12 protein-coding genes and 5 pseudogenes are annotated in these 18,955 nt (G+C 54.7%); 1 reads left to right on the top strand and 16 read right to left on the bottom strand.

All coding sequences use genetic code 11. From position 1 onward, the window contains the following. Positions 1-346 precede the first annotated feature (346 nt). The 8 genes from sucD to sdhC form a co-directional block, all read right to left on the bottom strand. On the bottom strand, positions 347-1,219 hold the full coding sequence (sucD, locus tag ACTBDZ_RS06935; RefSeq protein WP_438814773.1) for a succinate--CoA ligase subunit alpha: 873 nt from the start codon (positions 1,217-1,219) through the stop codon (positions 347-349). Further along, positions 1,219-2,385, bottom strand: a complete 1,167-nt coding sequence (gene sucC / locus ACTBDZ_RS06930) for an ADP-forming succinate--CoA ligase subunit beta (protein WP_438814772.1) — start codon at positions 2,383-2,385, stop codon at positions 1,219-1,221. The genes sucD and sucC overlap by 1 nt, the downstream gene beginning before the upstream one ends. 154 nt (positions 2,386-2,539) lie before the next feature. Continuing rightward, positions 2,540-3,760, bottom strand: a complete 1,221-nt coding sequence (gene odhB, locus ACTBDZ_RS06925) for a 2-oxoglutarate dehydrogenase complex dihydrolipoyllysine-residue succinyltransferase (protein WP_438814771.1) — start codon at positions 3,758-3,760, stop codon at positions 2,540-2,542. 15 nt (positions 3,761-3,775) lie between these two features. Then, positions 3,776-6,583 (bottom strand): 2-oxoglutarate dehydrogenase E1 component, encoded by a 2,808-nt coding sequence (sucA, locus tag ACTBDZ_RS06920; RefSeq protein ID WP_438814770.1) that lies wholly within the window; start codon positions 6,581-6,583, stop codon positions 3,776-3,778. Positions 6,584-6,893: 310 nt separating this feature from the next. Beyond that, positions 6,894-7,610, bottom strand: coding sequence for a succinate dehydrogenase iron-sulfur subunit (locus ACTBDZ_RS06915; protein WP_438814769.1), 717 nt, complete (start codon positions 7,608-7,610; stop codon positions 6,894-6,896). A gap of 18 nt (positions 7,611-7,628) precedes the next feature. Next, a complete protein-coding gene (gene sdhA / locus ACTBDZ_RS06910) occupies positions 7,629-9,395 on the bottom strand; it encodes a succinate dehydrogenase flavoprotein subunit (protein WP_438814768.1) in 1,767 nt (588 codons plus the stop codon). Next, positions 9,395-9,742, bottom strand: coding sequence for a succinate dehydrogenase membrane anchor subunit (sdhD, locus tag ACTBDZ_RS06905; protein ID WP_438814767.1), 348 nt, complete (start codon positions 9,740-9,742; stop codon positions 9,395-9,397). The genes sdhA and sdhD overlap by 1 nt, the downstream gene beginning before the upstream one ends. Further along, a complete protein-coding gene (sdhC, locus tag ACTBDZ_RS06900) occupies positions 9,736-10,125 on the bottom strand; it encodes a succinate dehydrogenase cytochrome b556 subunit (RefSeq protein ID WP_438814766.1) in 390 nt (129 codons plus the stop codon). Before sdhC ends, sdhD begins: the two co-directional genes overlap by 7 nt. Before the next feature lie 651 nt (positions 10,126-10,776). On the opposite strand from sdhC, the gene ACTBDZ_RS06895 reads away from it, so the two are divergent. Next, entirely contained in the window at positions 10,777-12,063 is a 1,287-nt protein-coding gene (locus ACTBDZ_RS06895; protein WP_438814765.1) for a citrate synthase, read from the top strand. Positions 12,064-12,121: 58 nt separating this feature from the next. On the opposite strand, the gene nei is transcribed toward ACTBDZ_RS06895, so the two are convergent. The 8 genes and pseudogenes from nei to ACTBDZ_RS06855 form a co-directional block, all read right to left on the bottom strand. Then, positions 12,122-12,913 (bottom strand): endonuclease VIII, encoded by a 792-nt coding sequence (nei, locus tag ACTBDZ_RS06890; protein WP_438814764.1) that lies wholly within the window; start codon positions 12,911-12,913, stop codon positions 12,122-12,124. A gap of 38 nt (positions 12,914-12,951) precedes the next feature. After that, positions 12,952-13,599, bottom strand: a pseudogene (pcp, locus tag ACTBDZ_RS06885) (pyroglutamyl-peptidase I). Between the two features lie 20 nt (positions 13,600-13,619). Beyond that, positions 13,620-14,357 (bottom strand): annotated as a pseudogene (gene pxpA / locus ACTBDZ_RS06880) (5-oxoprolinase subunit PxpA). Further along, a pseudogene (gene pxpC / locus ACTBDZ_RS06875) lies at positions 14,347-15,279 on the bottom strand (5-oxoprolinase subunit PxpC). The pseudogenes pxpA and pxpC overlap by 11 nt, the downstream one beginning before the upstream one ends. Then, a complete protein-coding gene (gene pxpB / locus ACTBDZ_RS06870) occupies positions 15,273-15,929 on the bottom strand; it encodes a 5-oxoprolinase subunit PxpB (protein ID WP_438814763.1) in 657 nt (218 codons plus the stop codon). The pseudogene pxpC and the gene pxpB overlap by 7 nt, the downstream one beginning before the upstream one ends. Before the next feature lie 166 nt (positions 15,930-16,095). Beyond that, the gene (locus tag ACTBDZ_RS06865) at positions 16,096-16,839 is read right to left on the bottom strand and encodes a type 2 GTP cyclohydrolase I (RefSeq protein WP_438814762.1); all 744 of its coding nucleotides are present in this window, start codon (positions 16,837-16,839) and stop codon (positions 16,096-16,098) included. Positions 16,840-16,852: 13 nt separating this feature from the next. Then, positions 16,853-18,303: pseudogene (gene phrB, locus ACTBDZ_RS06860) on the bottom strand (deoxyribodipyrimidine photo-lyase); the annotation flags it as partial. Positions 18,304-18,325: 22 nt separating this feature from the next. Further along, positions 18,326-18,835 (bottom strand): annotated as a pseudogene (locus ACTBDZ_RS06855) (YbgA family protein); the annotation flags it as partial. Positions 18,836-18,955 lie beyond the last annotated feature (120 nt).

The raw sequence follows: 18,955 nt of genomic DNA, 5'->3' as shown, positions 1-18,955 counted from the left end.
GGTTACGGATGGTAACGTGGGGAGTACTCATGCTGATTGGTCTGCAAAAAGCAGTAATAAATTCAGAACTTCAGAATACCGTCAAGTCCCGAAAAAAGAAAAATCAGGTGCGGAATGACGGTTTTATTACTGTACCGGCAATAAAAAAGGGCCATCCAAAGATGGCCCCCAGACTGCTGGCAAATCACTTTACCCCTCGTCATCCTCGGCGAAAGCCGGGGATCTCTGCCAGAAAAAACGCATCCTACCTGCACGAGATTCCCGCTTTCGCGGGAATGACGATGGCAAGCGTGTGTCACTATTTAAGGTCGGTTCATCAGCAACAACACGCGCTTTTGGCAAGGCACTAACGCGCCAACACAGCTTTCACGGCATCGCCGATATCCGCCAGGCTGCGCACCGTTTTCACGCCAGCCGCTTCCAGCGCCGCGAATTTATCATCCGCCGTGCCTTTACCACCCGCAATGATGGCACCTGCATGGCCCATGCGCTTGCCCTTCGGTGCCGTCACACCGGCGATGTACCCTACCACCGGTTTGGTGACATGCGCTTTGATATAGGCTGCCGCTTCCTCTTCCGCCGTGCCACCGATTTCACCGATCATCACGATGGCCTCGGTTTGTGGATCCTGTTCGAACAACGCCAGAATATCGATAAAGTTGGAACCCGGAATCGGGTCACCGCCGATACCGACACAGCTTGACTGACCAAGCCCGGTGTCGGTGGTCTGTTTCACCGCTTCGTAGGTCAGCGTTCCTGAACGAGAAACGATCCCCACCTTGCCCGGTTTGTGAATATGGCCGGGCATAATGCCAATTTTGCACTCACCGGGGGTGATAACGCCCGGACAGTTAGGCCCAATCATCCGCACGCCGCTCTGTTCCAGCTTCACCTTCACGGTCAGCATATCCAGCGTCGGGATACCTTCAGTGATACAGATGACCAGTTCAATTCCCGCATCAATTGCTTCCAGAATTGAGTCTTTGCAAAACGGTGCCGGGACGTAAATCACCGAAGCCGTCGCGCCGGTCGCTTCCACCGCTTCGCGCACGGTATTGAACACCGGTAAGCCCAAATGTTCTGTGCCGCCCTTACCGGGCGTCACGCCGCCCACGAGCTTGGTACCGTAAGCGAGTGCTTGCTCAGAGTGGAAGGTGCCTTGGCTGCCGGTGAATCCCTGGCAAATGACTTTAGTGTGCTTATCAATCAGAATAGACATTATTTACCCTCCACTGCCTTCACAACCTGCTGAGCTGCATCTGTCAAACTGGTGGCGGCGATGATATTCAGGCCGCTGTCTGCCAGTTTCTTGGCACCCAGTTCCGCATTGTTTCCTTCCAGGCGCACTACCACAGGTACGTTAACGCCCACTTCGGCTACCGCACCGATGATGCCGTCAGCGATCAGATCACAGCGCACGATACCGCCAAAGATATTTACCAGTACCGCTTTCACGTTGTCGTCGGAGAGAATGATTTTAAAGGCTTCGGTCACACGCTCTTTGGTTGCACCACCGCCCACATCCAGGAAGTTGGCCGGCGCACCGCCATGCAGCTTGACGATGTCCATGGTGCCCATGGCAAGACCCGCACCGTTCACCATGCAACCAATGTTGCCATCGAGCGCCACATAGTTCAGTTCCCACTGTGCGGCATGCGCTTCGCGAGAATCTTCCTGGCTCGGATCGCGCATTTCGCGCAGCTCCGGCTGGCGGAACAGCGCATTGCCGTCAGCGCCAAGTTTTCCGTCCAGACAGACCAGATCGTCCTGCTTGGTGATCACCAGCGGGTTAATCTCCACCAGTGCCAGATCGCGTTCCAGGAACAGGGTCGCCAGACCCATGAAAATCTTGGTGAACTGCGCCACTTGCTTGCCGCTCAGCCCCAGTTTAAAGGCCAACTCACGCCCCTGATAAGGCTGTGGGCCGGTCAATGGTTCGAGCGCGGCTTTATGAATCAGTTCCGGCGTCTCTTCCGCCACTTTTTCAATTTCCACCCCACCTTCGGTCGAGGCCATAAACACCACACGACGCGTAGCGCGATCGACCACGGCACCGAGGTAGAGTTCTTGATCGATGTCGGTTGCAGCTTCCACCAGAATCTGATGCACAGGCTGGCCTTGCGCATCCGTTTGGTAGGTCACCAAACGTTTGCCCAGCCAATTTTCCGCAAACGCGCGAATATCTTCTTTGCTGCTCACCACTTTTACGCCGCCCGCTTTACCGCGGCCACCCGCATGTACCTGGCATTTCACTACCCACGGACCGGCACCAATTTTCGAGGCGGCCTCTTCTGCTTCGCGCGGCGTGGTGCAGGCATAACCGGTCGGCGCCGGCAGGCCATATCGAGCAAAGAGCTGTTTTGCCTGATATTCATGTAAATTCATGATGTTCTATCCATCTCGGTTTGAAGATAAGTCGCATGACTTTCTTGATATTATTGGATAACGCCGCCAAAGGCGGCTGCATAGCACAAAGTAAACCAATACCTTTACCGTATACCGCCGCTCGGCAGGCGGCGGCGGTATACGCCATCACGCGCTATACATCGAGCAGCAGGCGTGTTGGATCTTCCAGCATCTCTTTTACCGTGACCAAAAAGCCCACGGATTCACGACCATCGATCAACCGGTGATCGTAAGAAAGCGCCAGATACATCATCGGCAGAATCACCACTTGACCATCCACGGCCATCGGTCTGTCTTTAATGGCATGCATGCCCAGAATCGCACTCTGTGGCGGGTTGATGATGGGGGTGGACATCAGGGAGCCGAACACGCCACCATTGGTAATGGTGAAATTACCGCCGGTCAGTTCTTCTACCGTCAACTTGCCGTCACGCCCTTTCACCGCGAGATCTTTGATTTTCTTCTCAACGTCAGCCATGCCCAGCGCATCGACATCGCGCAGCACTGGCGTAACCAGACCGCGCGGCGTGGAGACGGCGATACTGACATCAAAATAGTTGTGGTACACCACATCTTCGCCGTCGATGGAGGCGTTGACCTCAGGGTAGCGTTTCAGCGCTTCCACCACGGCTTTGATGTAGAACGACATAAAGCCCAGGCGCACACCGTGACGTTTTTCAAACGCATCACCGTACTGCTGGCGCAGGTTCATGATCGGCTGCATGTTGACTTCGTTAAAGGTCGTCAACATGGCGGTACTGTTTTTCGCTTCGAGCAGGCGTTCAGCAACCCGCTTACGCAGGCGCGTCATTGGCACGCGTTTTTCGCTGCGATGAGCCAGCGCCGGTGCAGCATCTGCGGCTTTCTCCGCTTTTTTGTCGCTGCCGCTGGCAGCCTGCGCTGCCAGATGTTTTTCGACATCTTCACGCGTGATACGGCCACCGACGCCACTGCCTTTAATCGCAGCCGCATCCAGACCGTGCTCACCGATCAGGCGACGAATCGCCGGGCTGAGCGCGTCGCTGTTCTCTTCGGTCAACCCGGCGGTATGGCGCTGGGCAGGCGTAGACTCTTTGCTCTGTGCTTTTTCGCTGGTTTCTTTACCGGAGCTGTCGCCACGGCGCAGGCGTCCGAGGATTTGGCGTGATGTCACCGTAGCGCCTTCGCTTTCCAGCACGGCATCCAGCACACCCGCTTCTGGTGCAGGCACTTCCAGCACCACTTTATCCGTTTCAATTTCGACCAGCACTTCATCACGCTGGACGCTGTCACCCGGCTTTTTGTGCCAGGTCGCCACGGAAGCATCAGCTACCGATTCGGGAAGGTCAGGGACAAGAATATCTACGCTACTCATTATCTATCCTTTTATTTAATCAACGTTCAGCGCGTCGTTAACCAGATCTTGCTGTTGTTTCTGATGCACAGACATATAACCGACCGCTGGAGAGGCGGAGGCCGGGCGTCCGGCGTAACGCAAAGACGCTCCAAAGGGAATCACTTCGCGGAAATGGTGCTGGCTGCAATACCATGCCCCCTGATTGAGCGGCTCTTCCTGACACCAGACAAAATCATGCACGTGCGCAAACGGCGCTAACGCCGCCTGCACCGCCTGCTGCGGAAACGGGTAGAGTTGTTCGATGCGCACAATCGCCACGTTGTTCTGTTCATTCTTACGACGCTGTTCCAATAAATCATAGTAGACCTTGCCGGAACAGAGCACGACGCGCTTCACTCCTTGCGGATCAAGTTCGTCAATTTCACCGATAGCCGGCTGGAACGCGCCGTTTGCCATCTCTTCCAGCGAGGAGATCGCCAGCGGATGGCGCAACAGCGATTTTGGTGACATCACCACCAGCGGACGCCGCATACCGCGCAGCGCCTGACGACGCAACATATGATAAACCTGCGCCGGAGTGGACGGAATGCACACCTGCATGTTTTGCTCGGCACACAGTTGCAGATAACGCTCGAGGCGCGCTGAGGAGTGCTCGGGGCCTTGGCCTTCATAGCCATGCGGCAGCAGCATCACCAGGCCGCACATGCGTCCCCACTTCTGCTCACCGGAGCTGATGAACTGATCGATCACCACTTGTGCACCGTTGGCGAAATCACCGAACTGCGCTTCCCAAATGGTCAACGTGCGCGGCTCTGCCGTGGCGTAGCCGTATTCAAACGCCAGAATCGCCTCTTCGGACAACACCGAGTCCCACACGTTAAAGGTGCCCTGCGCATTATGCACGTGTTCCAGCGGCGTGTAGCTCGAGCCATTCTTTTGGTTATGCACCACGGCATGGCGGTGGAAGAAGGTGCCACGGCCACTGTCTTCACCGGAAATACGAATAGGAATGCCATCATCCACCAGCGTGGCGTAGGCCAGGGTTTCCGCGCCGCCCCAATCGAAGGGCTTATTACCCAGCGCCATTTCGGCACGGTCAGAGTACACTTTGACAACACACGGATGCATTTCAATGGCTTCCGGCACTTCACTGATGCGCTTTGCCAATTCTTGCAGGCGTTTCATCTCCACCTTGTGCGGATAAGGCTCATCCCACTCGTGGTTCAAGTAAGGCGTCCAGGTGAAGGACTGCATGTCCATTTCACGCCACTCTTCCACCACGCATTCGCCTGCATCCAGCGCGTCGCGATACAGGTTAACCTGCTCGGTGGCGTCCTCCAGCGTGATGCTTTTTTCCAGTTCCAGGCGATCGGCATACACTTTGCGCGGCGTCGGGTGTTTTTTGATCTTCTGGTACATCATCGGCTGCGTAGCACTTGGCTCATCCGCTTCGTTATGACCATGACGGCGATAGCAAATCAGATCAATAAACACATCGCGTTTGAATTCATTACGGAAATCCAACGCCAGGCGCGTCACATAAGCGACCGCTTCCGGATCGTCAGCGTTAACGTGGAAAATCGGCGCCTGCACCATCTTGCCAATGTCGGTGCAATATTCCGTGGAACGAATATCCAGCGGGTTGGAGGTGGTAAAACCGATGCGGTTGTTGATCACGATACGCAACGTACCGCCCACTTCATAGCCGCGCACGGTGGACATGTTCAGCAGTTCCTGCACCACGCCCTGCCCGCTGATGGCCGCATCGCCGTGAATGGTCACCGGTAACACGCGCGGACCGCTCTCACTGCTGAGACGATCGAGGCGTGCACGCACGGAACCGGTCACCACCGGGCTGACAATCTCAAGGTGCGAAGGGTTAAACGCCAGCGCCAAATGCACCAGACCGCCTTCGGTGGCAAATTCGGACGAAAAGCCCTGATGGTATTTCACATCACCGGTGCCGAGATGCTCTTTATGCTTACCGGCAAATTCGTCGAACAAATCCTGCGGCTTTTTCCCCAACACGTTAACCAGCACGTTGAGGCGGCCACGGTGCGCCATGCCCAGCACCACTTCACGCGTGCCGTTGTTGCCCGCATGGCGGATCATCTCTTTGAGCATCGGCACCAGCGCATCGCCACCTTCCAGCGAGAAGCGTTTAGCACCTGGGTATTTGGCCCCTAAATAGCGCTCCAGCCCTTCCGCCGCCGTCAGCTCTTTCAGGAAGCGACGCTTCTCTTCCAAACTGAAAGAAGGCTGGCCGGTAATGGATTCGATACGCTGCTGAATCCAGCGTTTCTCATCGGTGCTGGTGATATGCATGTATTCGGCACCGATAGAGCCGCAGTAGGTGCGCTTCAAGGCGTCATACAATTCACCGAGCTTCATGGTCTCTTTGCCGATGGCGAAAGAGCCCACGTTATAGGTGTCCTGAAGGTCATCAGCCGTCAGGTTATGGTAAGCCAGATCCAGTTCTGCGACCGGCGCTTGCGGGCGTAAATCGATCGGGTCTAGCTTGGCTTGCTGATGTCCACGGAAACGAAACGCGTTTATCAGCTGCAATACTTTGACCTGCTTGGCGTCAATGTCAGGATCGGTCACAGAGGAGCTAAAGCGCGAAGCATCTTTCGCCAGACGACGGAAATAGTCGCGCGTTTTGGAATGCAGTTGATCGGGTTTGACCCCCGCCGTAGGCAACTGCTGGAAGATAGACCGCCAGCTAAGATCGATAGAATCCGGATCGGTTAAAAAATCTTCATAGAGCTGTTCTATGTAGGACTGGTTCGCGCCCGCCAGATAGGAGGAATCCAGCCAGACCTTCATTGCGCCGTTCTGCATTGTGATCCCTTAAGCTAATAAGCTTCAGTTTTCGCCGTGGTTAACATATCCTGTGCCGTAAAAAAATCGGGCACCGTAAACGGTTCATTCCCTGTCAGATTCGCAGGGCCAGGGTGTCTTCCCCTTTAAGGAACCTTTAAAAACCGGTTTGGCGCACAAGCCCGTTTTTAAAGGTTTCCTATCATCCCCCCGCAGCGAGCCGGGGGGATAATCATGTTACGTCTTACCACTGCACAATACGGCAGTTTTACCTCTGCGCCGCGCCGTAATTTCTCTGCGCGGCGGCGCTTACGCTGTTTCGCGGTGCGCCTTAGGCACTGCATTGCAACAACATCGATTTGATGTGACCAATCGCCCGCGTTGGGTTAAGGCCTTTCGGGCAGACATTAACGCAGTTCATGATGCTGTGGCAGCGGAATACGCTGAATGCATCATCCAGCGAATCCAGGCGCGGCTTGGTTTCCGTATCACGGCTGTCGATCAGGAAACGGTAAGCTGCCAACAGCCCCGCCGGGCCCACAAATTTATCCGGGTTCCACCAGAACGACGGACAAGACGTGGAACAGCAGGCGCACATGATGCACTCATACAATCCATCCAGCTTGGCACGCTGGTCCGGTGACTGCAAATGTTCACGTGCCGGTGGATTCTGCCCATTATTCAACAAGTAAGGCTTTATTTTCTCATATTGGGCATAGAACTGTCCCATGTCCACCACCAAATCACGGATTACCGGCAATCCCGGCAGCGGACGGATAACAATTTTACCTTTGGCCCGTTGCAGCGCCGAGACTGGCGTGATGCAAGCCAGCCCGTTTTTGCCGTTCATGTTAAGGCCGTCAGAACCACACACTCCTTCACGGCAAGAACGGCGGAACGCCAGCGTAGGATCTTGCTCTTTCAGTTGGATCAGCGCGTCAAGCAGCATCATGTCGCGCCCTTCTTCCGCCTCCAGGGTGTAATCCTGCATGTGCGGCGCGTCATCGACATCCGGGTTGTAGCGATAAATTGAAAATTCAAGTTTCATCGTGCCATCTCCGCGACATTAATAAGTACGTATTTTCGGCGGAAACGCCGGACGTAATTTAGGCTGCATGTTCACCTCGCGGCGCGTCATGCTCTCGTGTTGCGGCAAATACAACGAATGACACAACCAGTTTTCATCATCGCGATCCGGATAATCGAAGCGGCTATGCGCCCCGCGACTTTCGGTGCGGTAATTGGCGGAGACAGCCGTGGCATAGGCAGTTTCCATCAGGTTATCCAATTCGAGACACTCAATGCGCTGAGTATTGAACTCCGTAGAGGTGTCATCGAGGCGCGCATTTTTCAGACGCTCGCGAATCACCTTCAGCTCTTCCAACCCTTTCGCCATTGCATCCCCTTCACGGAACACCGAGAAGTTGTTCTGCATGCAGGATTGCAATGCCTTGCGGATTTCCACCGGATCTTCTCCGGTACGGTTATTGTTCCAGCGATTCAGGCGTTCCAGCGCTGTCTCGACATCGCTGTCGCTGGCATCGCGCAGTTCACCCTGCTCTTGCAATGATTCTTGTAAATGCATGCCCGCAGAGCGGCCAAACACCACCAGGTCGAGCAGCGAGTTACCGCCCAGACGGTTAGCACCGTGCACGGAAACGCAGGCAATTTCACCGACGGCGAACAGCCCCGGCACTACCACATCTTCGCCCTTTTCATTGACCGTCAACGCCTGACCACTCACCTTGGTGGGAATGCCTCCCATCATATAGTGGCAGGTGGGGATGACCGGAATCGGTTCTTTCACTGGATAGACATGCGCAAAGGTGCGCGACAATTCCAGGATGCCCGGCAGGCGTGATTCCAGCACCTCTTTACCCAGATGATCGAGTTTCAGCTTGGCATGCGGGCCCCACGGACCGTCGCAGCCGCGCCCTTCACGGATTTCAATCATGATGGAACGCGCAACAACATCACGCCCGGCCAAATCTTTGGCGTTAGGCGCATAGCGCTCCATAAAACGCTCACCGTGCTTGTTGAGCAGATAGCCCCCTTCACCACGGCAGCCTTCAGTGACCAGCACGCCCGCGCCCGCAATCCCGGTCGGGTGGAACTGCCACATTTCCATATCCTGCACCGGCACACCGGCGCGTAATGCCATGCCGACGCCGTCACCAGTATTGATGTGGGCATTGGTAGTAGATTGGTAAATGCGGCCTGCGCCACCGGTGGCCAGTACCGTCGCGCGTGCTTTGAAATAAACCACTTCGCCGGTTTCAATACAGATGCCGGTACAACCTAATACGGCACCATCCTGATTTTTAACCAGATCCAGCGCATACCATTCAGAAAAGATAGTGGTGTGGTTTTTCAGGTTTTGTTGATAGAGGGTATGCAGCAGGGCATGTCCGGTACGGTCTGCCGCCGCTGCGGTACGTGCTGCCTGCTCACCCCCGAAATTCTTCGATTGCCCGCCGAACGGACGCTGATAGATGCGACCGTCATCCAGACGAGAGAAAGGCAGCCCCATGTGCTCCAGTTCCAGAATGGCTTCAGGGCCGGTTTTGCACATGTATTCGATGGCATCCTGATCGCCAATATAGTCCGACCCTTTTACGGTATCGTACATGTGCCATTCCCAGTTATCCTCATGGGTATTGCCCAGTGCCACGGTAATACCGCCTTGCGCAGACACGGTGTGCGAGCGCGTCGGGAACACCTTGGACAGCAGCGCACAGGAAAGCCCCATTTGGGAGATTTGCAACGCAGCGCGCATACCTGCGCCGCCTGCGCCGATAACAACGGCATCAAATTGCCTAATTGGTAAATTCATCACGCCCCCCACACCACAACGGTTCCATAAATAACGTACACCAGCAACGCCACCACGATGGCGAGTTGCAATATCAGACGCAACTCCAGCGGCTTGATGTAGTCAGTCAGCACTTGCCACATCCCTATCCAAGCGTGAACCAGGATGGCGAACAGCGTCAGCAGCGTGAACACTTTGGTGAGGGGCATCGCGAAGAAACCGCGCCAGACGGGATAGGTGATATCCCCCGCCGTCGCGATAAACCCCACGAGATAAATCACGTAGAGCACGATAACAATGGCAGAAGCGCGAATGAGTAGCCAATCGTGAACGCCATTACGTCCTAATGCAGAAGCATTGCTTACCATACGAGGACTCCAGCCAGTAGTGAAAGCACGACAGTAATGATAAAAGAGAGCCTTGCGGAACGATTTCCCGACATGAGATCTTCTTCCAGAAAGCCAAAGTCCATCATCAGATGGCGTAATCCGCCAACAATGTGGTAGGCCAGCGCGGTGAGGATGCCCCACAGAATAAATTTAACAATCACGCTATCCAGAATGGCCGCGGCGTACAGGAACCCCTCTTCTGAAGCAAGAGAGTGCCCGAGCAGCCACAGCAGAATGCCGACGGCCACAAAGGTAATGACGCCAGAGACACGGTGAAGAATTGAGGCTATCGCAGTTACGGGAAACTGAATCGTTTGCAGATCAAGATTGACAGGTCTTTGTTTTTTCACATATTTTCCCACACACCTTTATTATTTTTCGTTCCTCCGGACCTGTAACTAGGTCAGACAGCGCGAAGAATGCAGCCACATGCTTCCGGGTGATATGTTGGCCTTAACGTCAACATCCCATGTTAAACGGCACATGACTTATTCACGCTGGGTGCTCCTACTTCAGGGGGTTCCGGAGACCTGACGCGAGTATAAGTACTTCACAATCTTATTACAATTAGCCCACAAATTGTTTAGTGACATTTCGGCTAAACAGTGAGTTAGATCACTTATTTCACATTTTATATAAAATTAACCAACTCATTTGACATATATTAAACAATTAAATTACAAATAGGGCTGTAATCTGAAAGTCGCCCGTTAAAGAATTCAAGATGGGCTTTCCCAAGCGACATAACTTGTGTAACAGTGGAAAGTCGAATTCCACGTAGAAAGTCATGTTAATGACTAGAGTAGACTAGAATTTAGAGAATCGTTACTAACCAGAAGAACACGGTTTTCCTTTGATGGGGTGGTGAGCCCGGCCACTGCCCGATGCTGTACCCTGATAGGTGCAAATGACAAGACTTCGGCGTTTGGCCGAGTTTCTCCGTTCGGTGTACAGGCATAACGGTATTTCTTCGGTGATAAATTTTTAAAATTAAAGCGCTAAGGAGACTGTAAATGGCTGATAAGAAAGCGACAATTACCCTAAATGGTAAAGAGCCCATCGAGCTTGATGTGTTGTCCGGCACGCTTGGGCAAGACGAAATCGATATCCGTAGCCTCGGTTCCAAAGGCTTTTTTACGTTCGATCCGGGATTTACTTCCACGGCGTCTTGCGAATCCAAAATCACCTACATTGACGGTGATAAAGGCGTGCTGCTGCATCGCGGCTTCCCTATCGACCAATTAGCAGAGAAATCTACTTATCTGGAAGTCTGCTACATTCTGCTGTTCGGCGAAGCACCAACGGCCGAGCAGTATGACACCTTCAAAACCACAGTAACCCGTCACACCATGATCCACGAACAGATTACGCTTCTGTTCCACGGTTTTCGTCGCGACTCTCACCCGATGGCGGTGTTGTGCGGCGTAACCGGTGCATTGGCGGCGTTCTACCACGATTCACTGGATATCAGCATTGAGCGTCACCGCGAAATCGCCGCGTATCGCCTGCTGTCCAAAATGCCGACCGTGGCTGCCATGTGTTACAAATATTCCCTCGGTCAGCCGTTCGTTTACCCGCGCAACGACTTGTCCTACGCCGGCAACTTCCTGCATATGATGTTTGCTACGCAGTGCGAAGAGTATGTGGTGAATCCGGTACTGGAACGCGCAATGGATCGCATCCTGATCCTGCATGCCGATCATGAACAGAACGCGTCCACCTCGACGGTGCGTACCGCAGGTTCTTCCGGCGCAAACCCGTTTGCCTGTATCGCTGCGGGCATCGCGTCTCTGTGGGGACCGGCGCATGGCGGTGCCAACGAGGTCTGTCTGCGTATGCTGGAGGAGATCAACTCAGTTGAGCATATTCCTGAATTCGTCAGACGCGCCAAGGACAAGAACGACTCTTTCCGTCTGATGGGCTTCGGCCACCGGGTATATAAAAACTATGACCCGCGTGCCACTGTGATGCGTGAAACCTGCCATGAAGTGCTTAAAGAGCTGGGCATGAAAGATGACCTGCTGGAAGTGGCCATGGAGTTGGAGCACATTGCGCTCAACGACCCCTACTTTATCGAGAAGAAACTCTACCCCAACGTGGATTTCTACTCCGGTATCATCCTGAAAGCGATGGGCATTCCGTCTTCCATGTTCACCGTGATCTTCGCGATGGCACGTACCGTCGGCTGGATTGCTCACTGGAACGAAATGCACGACGACGGCTTGAAGATTGCGCGTCCGCGCCAGCTATATACGGGCTACGACAAACGCGACTTCACCTCTTCGCTCAACAATCGCTAAGCGTCATCAGCGAAGCAAATACTCCGAAAGCCGGGATTTTTCCCGGCTTTTTTACGTCTCAATGCTGGCAATGTGGGCACCAGAAAAACGGGCGCGACGAGAGCATGGTGCGCACGATGGGATGCCCGCAGCGCTCACAGGGTTTTCCTTCACGGTCAAAAACGTTGAAACGGACCAATGCGCCGTGATGGTGATTGTCATCCACCGTTCCCCGCGTGTGATAGGAAAGGCGCGGCAGTGATAATAACGCGTCGCTCAGTGCGGCCAGTTGCCCCTCATCCAACGTCATCGCAGTGTGCTGCGGCGACAGCGCCGCTTGCCATAAAATCTCCGCGCGCAAATAGTTGCCCAGTCCTGCTAAAAAAGCCTGATCGAGCAACAAGCCACTCAAACGGCGACGGCAGAATCTGTTACTCAACAACCTGGCCTGTACCTGTTCTGGGGTAACAGAGCTATCAAGCACATCAGGACCAATACGTTGCAAGAACGGGTGTGTGGCAAGCGCATCCGGCGTGAGCATGACAATATCCGAGGCGCTATACAACAGAATCGCACGGTGTTGCGTTTCCAGACGAACGCGCAAATCGCGTTTGGTATCGGGCACCACGCCCGCATCAACAACGCGCCACAGGCCATAAAGCTGGTTATGGGTATAAAGAATCCGCCCAGTAGAAAAGTAGGTGAGCAGCGCTTTACCCCGCGTTTCCAACTTTTCAATCCTCTGTCCTGTAAGCTCAGTTTCGTAAGGCTTTAATTCAGTGAAAGCAAACCACACCCCGGTTAACGGTTCCCCTACCACCGCCGCGGCTAACGCGTCGGCGGCGCGGCGGATCTCTGGCCCCTCAGGCATCAATTTCTCCTTTCTCGTCGCGCAATTTTCCCCGGAAGTTAATGCGTCGTACCGCCAGAAATAATCGCGTCTTGCTGCTGGGTCACGGCGACGGCAATCATGGCAACCAACGCCTCAGTTACCATAGAAATCGGCATTGATGGCTCCCCTGGATGGCGCGCTGCCTGCTGCGGCGCATAGGGGATATGAACAAACCCACCGCTGGCCGCACCGGGACGCAATGCCAGCGCGTGCAATAAGCCGTACATCACATGGTTGCACACGAAGGTGCCTGCGGTGTGGGACACCGAGGCTGGAATACCCTGCTCGCGTAATGCATTAACCATCGATTTGATCGGCAAGGTTGAAAAATAGACGTCTGGGCCACCTGCAATCACGGGAGTATCAATAGGTTGCTTGCCGTGATTGTCAGGGATACGCGCATCGTTGATATTGATGGCAACGCGCTCGACGGTGATCTAAGCCCGGCCTCCGGCTTGACCAACAGCAATCGTGCAGTCGGGATGATGCTCTGCCAGCACGGCGTTGAGCTGCTGCAAAGCAAGGTCGAACACGCAGGCTAACTGGCAGGTCACCACCTGCGCACCGGCAATCTCACGCCCTTGTAATACCTTTACCGCTTCCCAGGAAGGGTTAATGGCTTCGCCATCAAAGGGTTCAAGCGCCGTCATCAATACGGTTTTCATATTTTATATTTACTCATGCGTTACGCCGCCCTCACCTGAATCTGGTGCTCATTGAAACATTGACGCAACTTGCGTGCAAACAGCAGTGCATGATCGCCGTCGCCATGAAGACAAACCGTATCGGCCTCTACATCAACCCAGGCACCATCACTGGCCCGTACCCGGCGACGTTTAATCATCTCCAGCGTTTGCGCCAGCGCTAACTCATCGCTTTTGATCAACGCGGCAGGTTAGTCACGCGGCACCAGCGTGCCATCCGGCAGGTAACCGCGATCGGCAAACACCTCCTGCCGTGTTGCCAATCCCAGACGCTGCCCCGCGTGAATCAGTTCGCTTCCCGCAAGCCCTACTAACCGCAACGCCGGATTCACCGATTTGACCGCACGCGCAATCGCATCGGCCAGCATGAGATCGCGCGCAGCCTGGTTATACAGCATGCCGTGCGGTTTGACATGCGTCAGCCTGCCGCCTTCAACCGCCACAATCGCACTTAACGCACCGAGTTGATACACCACCTGCGCGAAGACCGTGTCTGCGGATACCGACATCGCCTTGCGGCCAAAGTTTTCCCGATCCAGAAAGCTGGGGTGGGCACCCAGCGCCACGCCGTAGCGTATCCCCTAACGCACCGACTGGCGCATGGTTTGAGCATCTCCCGCATGAAACCCGCAGGCAATATTGGCAGACGTGACTAACTGTAATAGCGCTTCATCATTGCTGCCGCCTTCACCCAGATCGGCATTTAAATCAATAATCATTGAGCCTCCACGCCAGTTGTTCCAGATAACGCCGCTGCGCCTCTGACGCACGCAGGGCGTCGTCCAGCGTGCAGGGAATGAAATGTATCGGTTCACCGAGCCGAATCTGCGCCAGATGGAATAAATCCGCTTCAATCACACAGGCAATGCGTGGGTAGCCACCGGTGGTCTGCACATCTGCCAGCAACAAGATCGGTTGACCACTGTGCGGCACCTGAATCACACCCGGCAGTACGCCATGAGAAAAAAGCTCTCGCGGCGTTATGCGTGTCAACGCAGGTCCCTGTAGCCTATATCCCATACGGTTACTCTGTGGACTCAGTTGCCACCCTGTTCGCTAGAACGTGTCGCGCGCTTCTTCACTGAATTCATGATATTCCGGCCCGGGAAGCACCCGTACCCGATTACTGAACAGAATCTGCTTGATGCCCACAGGCTTATGCGGCTTGCGGTAGGCGACCTTTTTCAGTGGAAGCGTATCTCCATCCTGGAGCGGGCGACCAAGATAACCACCAAACCCGGCTTTCAAATCGGTACTGAGTGACCCGAGCACGTCTGGCAGCCCCAGGCCACCAGAAATAGCCAGATAACTGCGCATGCCCCGACGCGGCATGCGCAACCTGAGCGTTTGACCCGCTTTCACATGAAAGCGCCAACCGGTCCAGACCGGTTTCCCGTCGAGCTCGGCGTGACTGTCAGCTCCCGTCAACGCAATCCAGCAGGGTGACGTAAAGGTCGCCGCTAATTTTCCGAGCGTAATTTCCAGCCCGGCTTCGGACATCGCGTTACCCACCAACAAATTAGCGATGCTTAGCGCTGGTGTGTCCAACGCACCAGACTGACTGATGCCCAGATGACGCAGATGATGACGCCCTGCATCCTGCACCGAAGTATGCAGCCCGGCATGAATGATCTTTAGCATAGACCCTCCGGTTGCTGCACAAAGCGCACATTGTCACCGGGACGCAGCAACGTGGGTGGCTCCGCGTTCGGATCGAACAGCGCAACTGACGTTCGGCCAATCAACTGCCACCCTCCGGGGGTTGCCAGCGGGTAAATACCGGTTTGTCGACCACCGATACCGACACTGCCAGCGGGCACACTCAGGCGCGGCTCTGCACGCCGTGGAGTATGAAGGAGCTCTGGTAACCCCGCCAGATAAGGAAATCCCGGCTGAAAACCCAGAAAGTACACCACGTAATGCGCTGCTGCATGCGCCTCCACCACCTGACGAGGAGAAAGCTGGCAATGCTCCGCCACCTGCAACAAATCCGGGCCAGCGTCGCCGCCATACACCACCGGAATCGTGATATCCCTCGCTTCGATCGTTACCGATTCGCTCTCTTCCCACCAGCGCTGCAAACGTTCGATAGCATCGCGTGCCGCCTGCTGTGGGTGGGTTAACACCACCGTCAGGTTATTCATCCCAGGGATCGCCGCCTCAACCGCTTCATGCTGTTGAAGACGTTCAGCCAGCCCCCAGATACGCTGTTGGCTTTGCAGTGACAGCGGCGGCTCCAATTCCAGCACCACGGCCCGCTCGCCCAATAAGTAGCACCGCGCTCGTTGCACGCTCTTCTCCCCATCGCGGTAGGGCATTGCTATGCCGTGCCGCCTTGATACGCACCTCGCCCGACACCCGCTGGCGATAATGTTTCTTAATAGACAAGCAATAAAGATGCCACTTTTCCCCACTAAAATTTTTATATTATTTTTAAAAAAAGTGGGTTGATTAACACTAGGCGGGATTGGGGATATCAACAAAGGTCACATCAAGCCCGTGCTGCTGCGCCAGCCACTCCCCCAGCGCCTTAATACCACCACGCTCTGTCGCGTGATGGCCTGCCGCATAGAAATGCAGCCCCATCTCGCGAGCGATATGAATCGTCTGTTCCGATACTTCCCCGGTGATGAACGCCTCCACGCCAAAGCGCGCAGCTTGCTCAATAAAGCCTTGGCCGCCACCTGAGCACCAGGCCAACCGTGTTATCTGCGACGGTGCATTATCCCCACAATGCAGCACGGAACGCCCCAATCGCGTCTCCAGGCGCTCACGTAACGCCTCACCACTCACCGGCTGAGTCAGTTCTCCATAAGGCAACAGTTGCTCAATCTCACACAACACGGTGATATCTAACAGCGCCGCCAGACAGGCGTTATTGCCTAGCTCGGGGTGCGCGTCCAACGGCAAATGATAGCCATACAGGTTGATATCGTTCGCCAGCAATGTTTTCAAGCGGCGCCGCTTCATGCCGGAAATCACCGGAGACTCGTTTTTCCAAAAATAGCCGTGGTGTACCAGTACTGCATCGGCCTGTTGAGCAACGGCCACATCCAGCAATGCCTGCGAGGCGGTTACCCCGGTGATGATCCGTTGCACGTTCTCACGCCCTTCAACCTGCAACCCGTTAGGCGCATAATCCTGAAATGCAGCCACATTCAGTTGCTGATTGATCACTGTTTCCAATTCGCTGTTGCGCATAACGCTCCTTAATATGCCTGATTCTGGCCTTTTTCCTGCGACGCTTTCCAGCTTCAAAAGCCTCCAACGTCATTTGTCTGGCCTGCTTATGATCGACCATCGGCGTCGGATAATCCAACCTACGTCCTTCCCGCTGTGCCCAGCGATGCGGCTGGTGAATATCACGCTCTGGCACCTCCGCCAGCTCGGGCACCCACTAGCGGATAAACGTTCCTTGCGGATCGAAACGCTCCCCCTGCGTGGTAGGGTTAAAAATACGAAAATAAGGCGCTGCGTCCGTACCCGTAGAGGCCGCCCACTGCCACCCGCCATTGTTCGCGGCCAAATCACCGTCCAGCAGTTGAGAAATAAAATAACGCTCCCCTGCCCGCCAGTCGATAAGCAAATCCTTTACCAGAAAACTGGCGCAGATCATGCGTAACCGATTATGCATCCATCCGGTGCCGTTCAGTTGGCGCATCGCGGCATCAACAATCGGAAAACCGGTTTTACCCTGTTGCCAGGCTGTCAGCGCTTTTTCGTCTTGTCGCCATTGCACCTGCTGCGTCCACTCCACAAACGGGTGGTGCTTACACAAACGCGGCCAGGCCACCAGCAGATGGCGATAAAACTCACGCCACACCAGTTCGCTCAACCAGGTAAATGCCCCGCCGTCAGACTGCTCTAACAGAGTGGGATGCTCTGCACGCAGGCGATTGAAGCACTGGCGCGGGGAGATGATGCCCAATGCCAAATAAGGCGAAAGCTAGCTGGTGCCTTGCTGTGCGGGAAAATCACGCTGTTGGTCATAATCCGCCACGGTGGATTGGCAAAACTGGCGCAATCGTGCCAACGCGGCCTGTTCGCCCGCCGGAAACAACGTCTCGTCAACCGCCTGTTGAGGGTAATCGAAGGGGGTCAACGCAGCCAATTTCCCTACGTCTACATTGGCGCGCTTTTTCGGCGCAGGGAAGCAGGTAACCTCCATCTCCAGCAAACGCTGAATAAACGCTTTGCGAAACGGCGTAAAGACTTTGTACATCTCCTGTTTTCCCGTCACCAGACTGCCTGGCGCTAGCAGTACGCTGTCATCAAACCCCTGACACACGACCTGCCCGTGCAGTTTGGCTTCCAGCGCGCGATCCCGTTCACGTTCATTGATTTCGTACTGGTAATGATAAAACAGGTGCGAAACATGCTGCTTTTTACAAAACGTATCAACGGCTTCAACTGCCTGATGAAAGTCGTCACATCGTTGATAAAACAGGGGGATCCCTTTAGCTGTCAGCGACTGTTGTAATGCCTGGAGATTCTGTAGCAAAAACGTCGCCTGTCGCGGTGCCATGCCGTGAGCCTGCCACTGGCCTGGCGTAGCACAATATAGAGCGCAATAACCTTGGCATCGGCGTTCTGACAGGCCGCGTGCAGCGCGGAATGATCGGTAATCCGTAAATCATGGCGAAACCAGACCAGGTGCGTGGTCATAATTGATCCTTACTGGAAAACATTAGTGGCCATAGCGTAAACGCAAAGCTTCGGGATAGGGGTCAAAGTAACGCTGCTGCGCCAGGTAATCATCGGGGTATTCGGTCATGTAATGACGCAACAGCGTCATCGGTGCCAGTAGCGGTTGCATACCTTGCCGGTAGCGATCGATGAGATTAGCCAACTCCTGACGTTGTTGGGAGGTAAGGTGGGGACGAAAAGACCCCTGAACGTGCATCAATACATTGGTATGGTTGCGACGCGATGCGGGGTGCGATAACAGACGCATAAAACGCAGTCGGTATTCCGTGGCAAAGGCTTCCAGCGTCGGCCATTGCGCCATGCCTGCCACAAACGGGCCCAGCTCTCGATATTCGGGCTGCGAGTGCGCCAGTAACAACAATTTGTAACGGCTATGGAACGCCATCAGTGCGCCATGTGAGAGCCCATGCTGCCAGAGCTGCTGCAATTCATGCAAGGCATATACCCGGGCAATAAAATTTTCTCGCAGCACCGGATCGCTCAAGGACCCTGTACACGATTCTGTGTAAATGCCTTTTCTCAGTAGTGACCGTCCAGACGATCACCGAACTCGATAATAAAGCGGCTCATAGCCATACGCCAGTCCCTCAGCGGCATCGTCCATTTTTGT

This window comes from Symbiopectobacterium sp. (genome assembly GCF_051710365.1).
Classification (GTDB): Bacteria; Pseudomonadota; Gammaproteobacteria; order Enterobacterales; family Enterobacteriaceae; genus Symbiopectobacterium.
The sequence above is the reverse complement of the archived record's forward strand: the minus strand, read 5'-3'. Positions and strand labels throughout refer to the sequence as shown.

Bases quoted from the DNA above. Each gene is read 5' to 3' on its own strand.
- sucD (WP_438814773.1), bottom strand. From the start codon at position 1,219: ATGTCTATTCTGATTGATAAGCACACTAAAGTCATTTGCCAGGGATTC.
- sucC (WP_438814772.1), bottom strand. From the start codon at position 2,385: ATGAATTTACATGAATATCAGGCAAAACAGCTCTTTGCTCGATATGGC.
- odhB (WP_438814771.1), bottom strand. From the start codon at position 3,760: ATGAGTAGCGTAGATATTCTTGTCCCTGACCTTCCCGAATCGGTAGCT.
- sucA (WP_438814770.1), bottom strand. From the start codon at position 6,583: ATGCAGAACGGCGCAATGAAGGTCTGGCTGGATTCCTCCTATCTGGCG.
- ACTBDZ_RS06915 (WP_438814769.1), bottom strand. From the start codon at position 7,610: ATGAAACTTGAATTTTCAATTTATCGCTACAACCCGGATGTCGATGAC.
- sdhA (WP_438814768.1), bottom strand. From the start codon at position 9,395: ATGAATTTACCAATTAGGCAATTTGATGCCGTTGTTATCGGCGCAGGC.
- sdhD (WP_438814767.1), bottom strand. From the start codon at position 9,742: ATGGTAAGCAATGCTTCTGCATTAGGACGTAATGGCGTTCACGATTGG.
- ACTBDZ_RS06895 (WP_438814765.1), top strand. From the start codon at position 10,777: ATGGCTGATAAGAAAGCGACAATTACCCTAAATGGTAAAGAGCCCATC.
- nei (WP_438814764.1), bottom strand. From the start codon at position 12,913: ATGCCTGAGGGGCCAGAGATCCGCCGCGCCGCCGACGCGTTAGCCGCG.
- ACTBDZ_RS06865 (WP_438814762.1), bottom strand. From the start codon at position 16,839: ATGCGCAACAGCGAATTGGAAACAGTGATCAATCAGCAACTGAATGTG.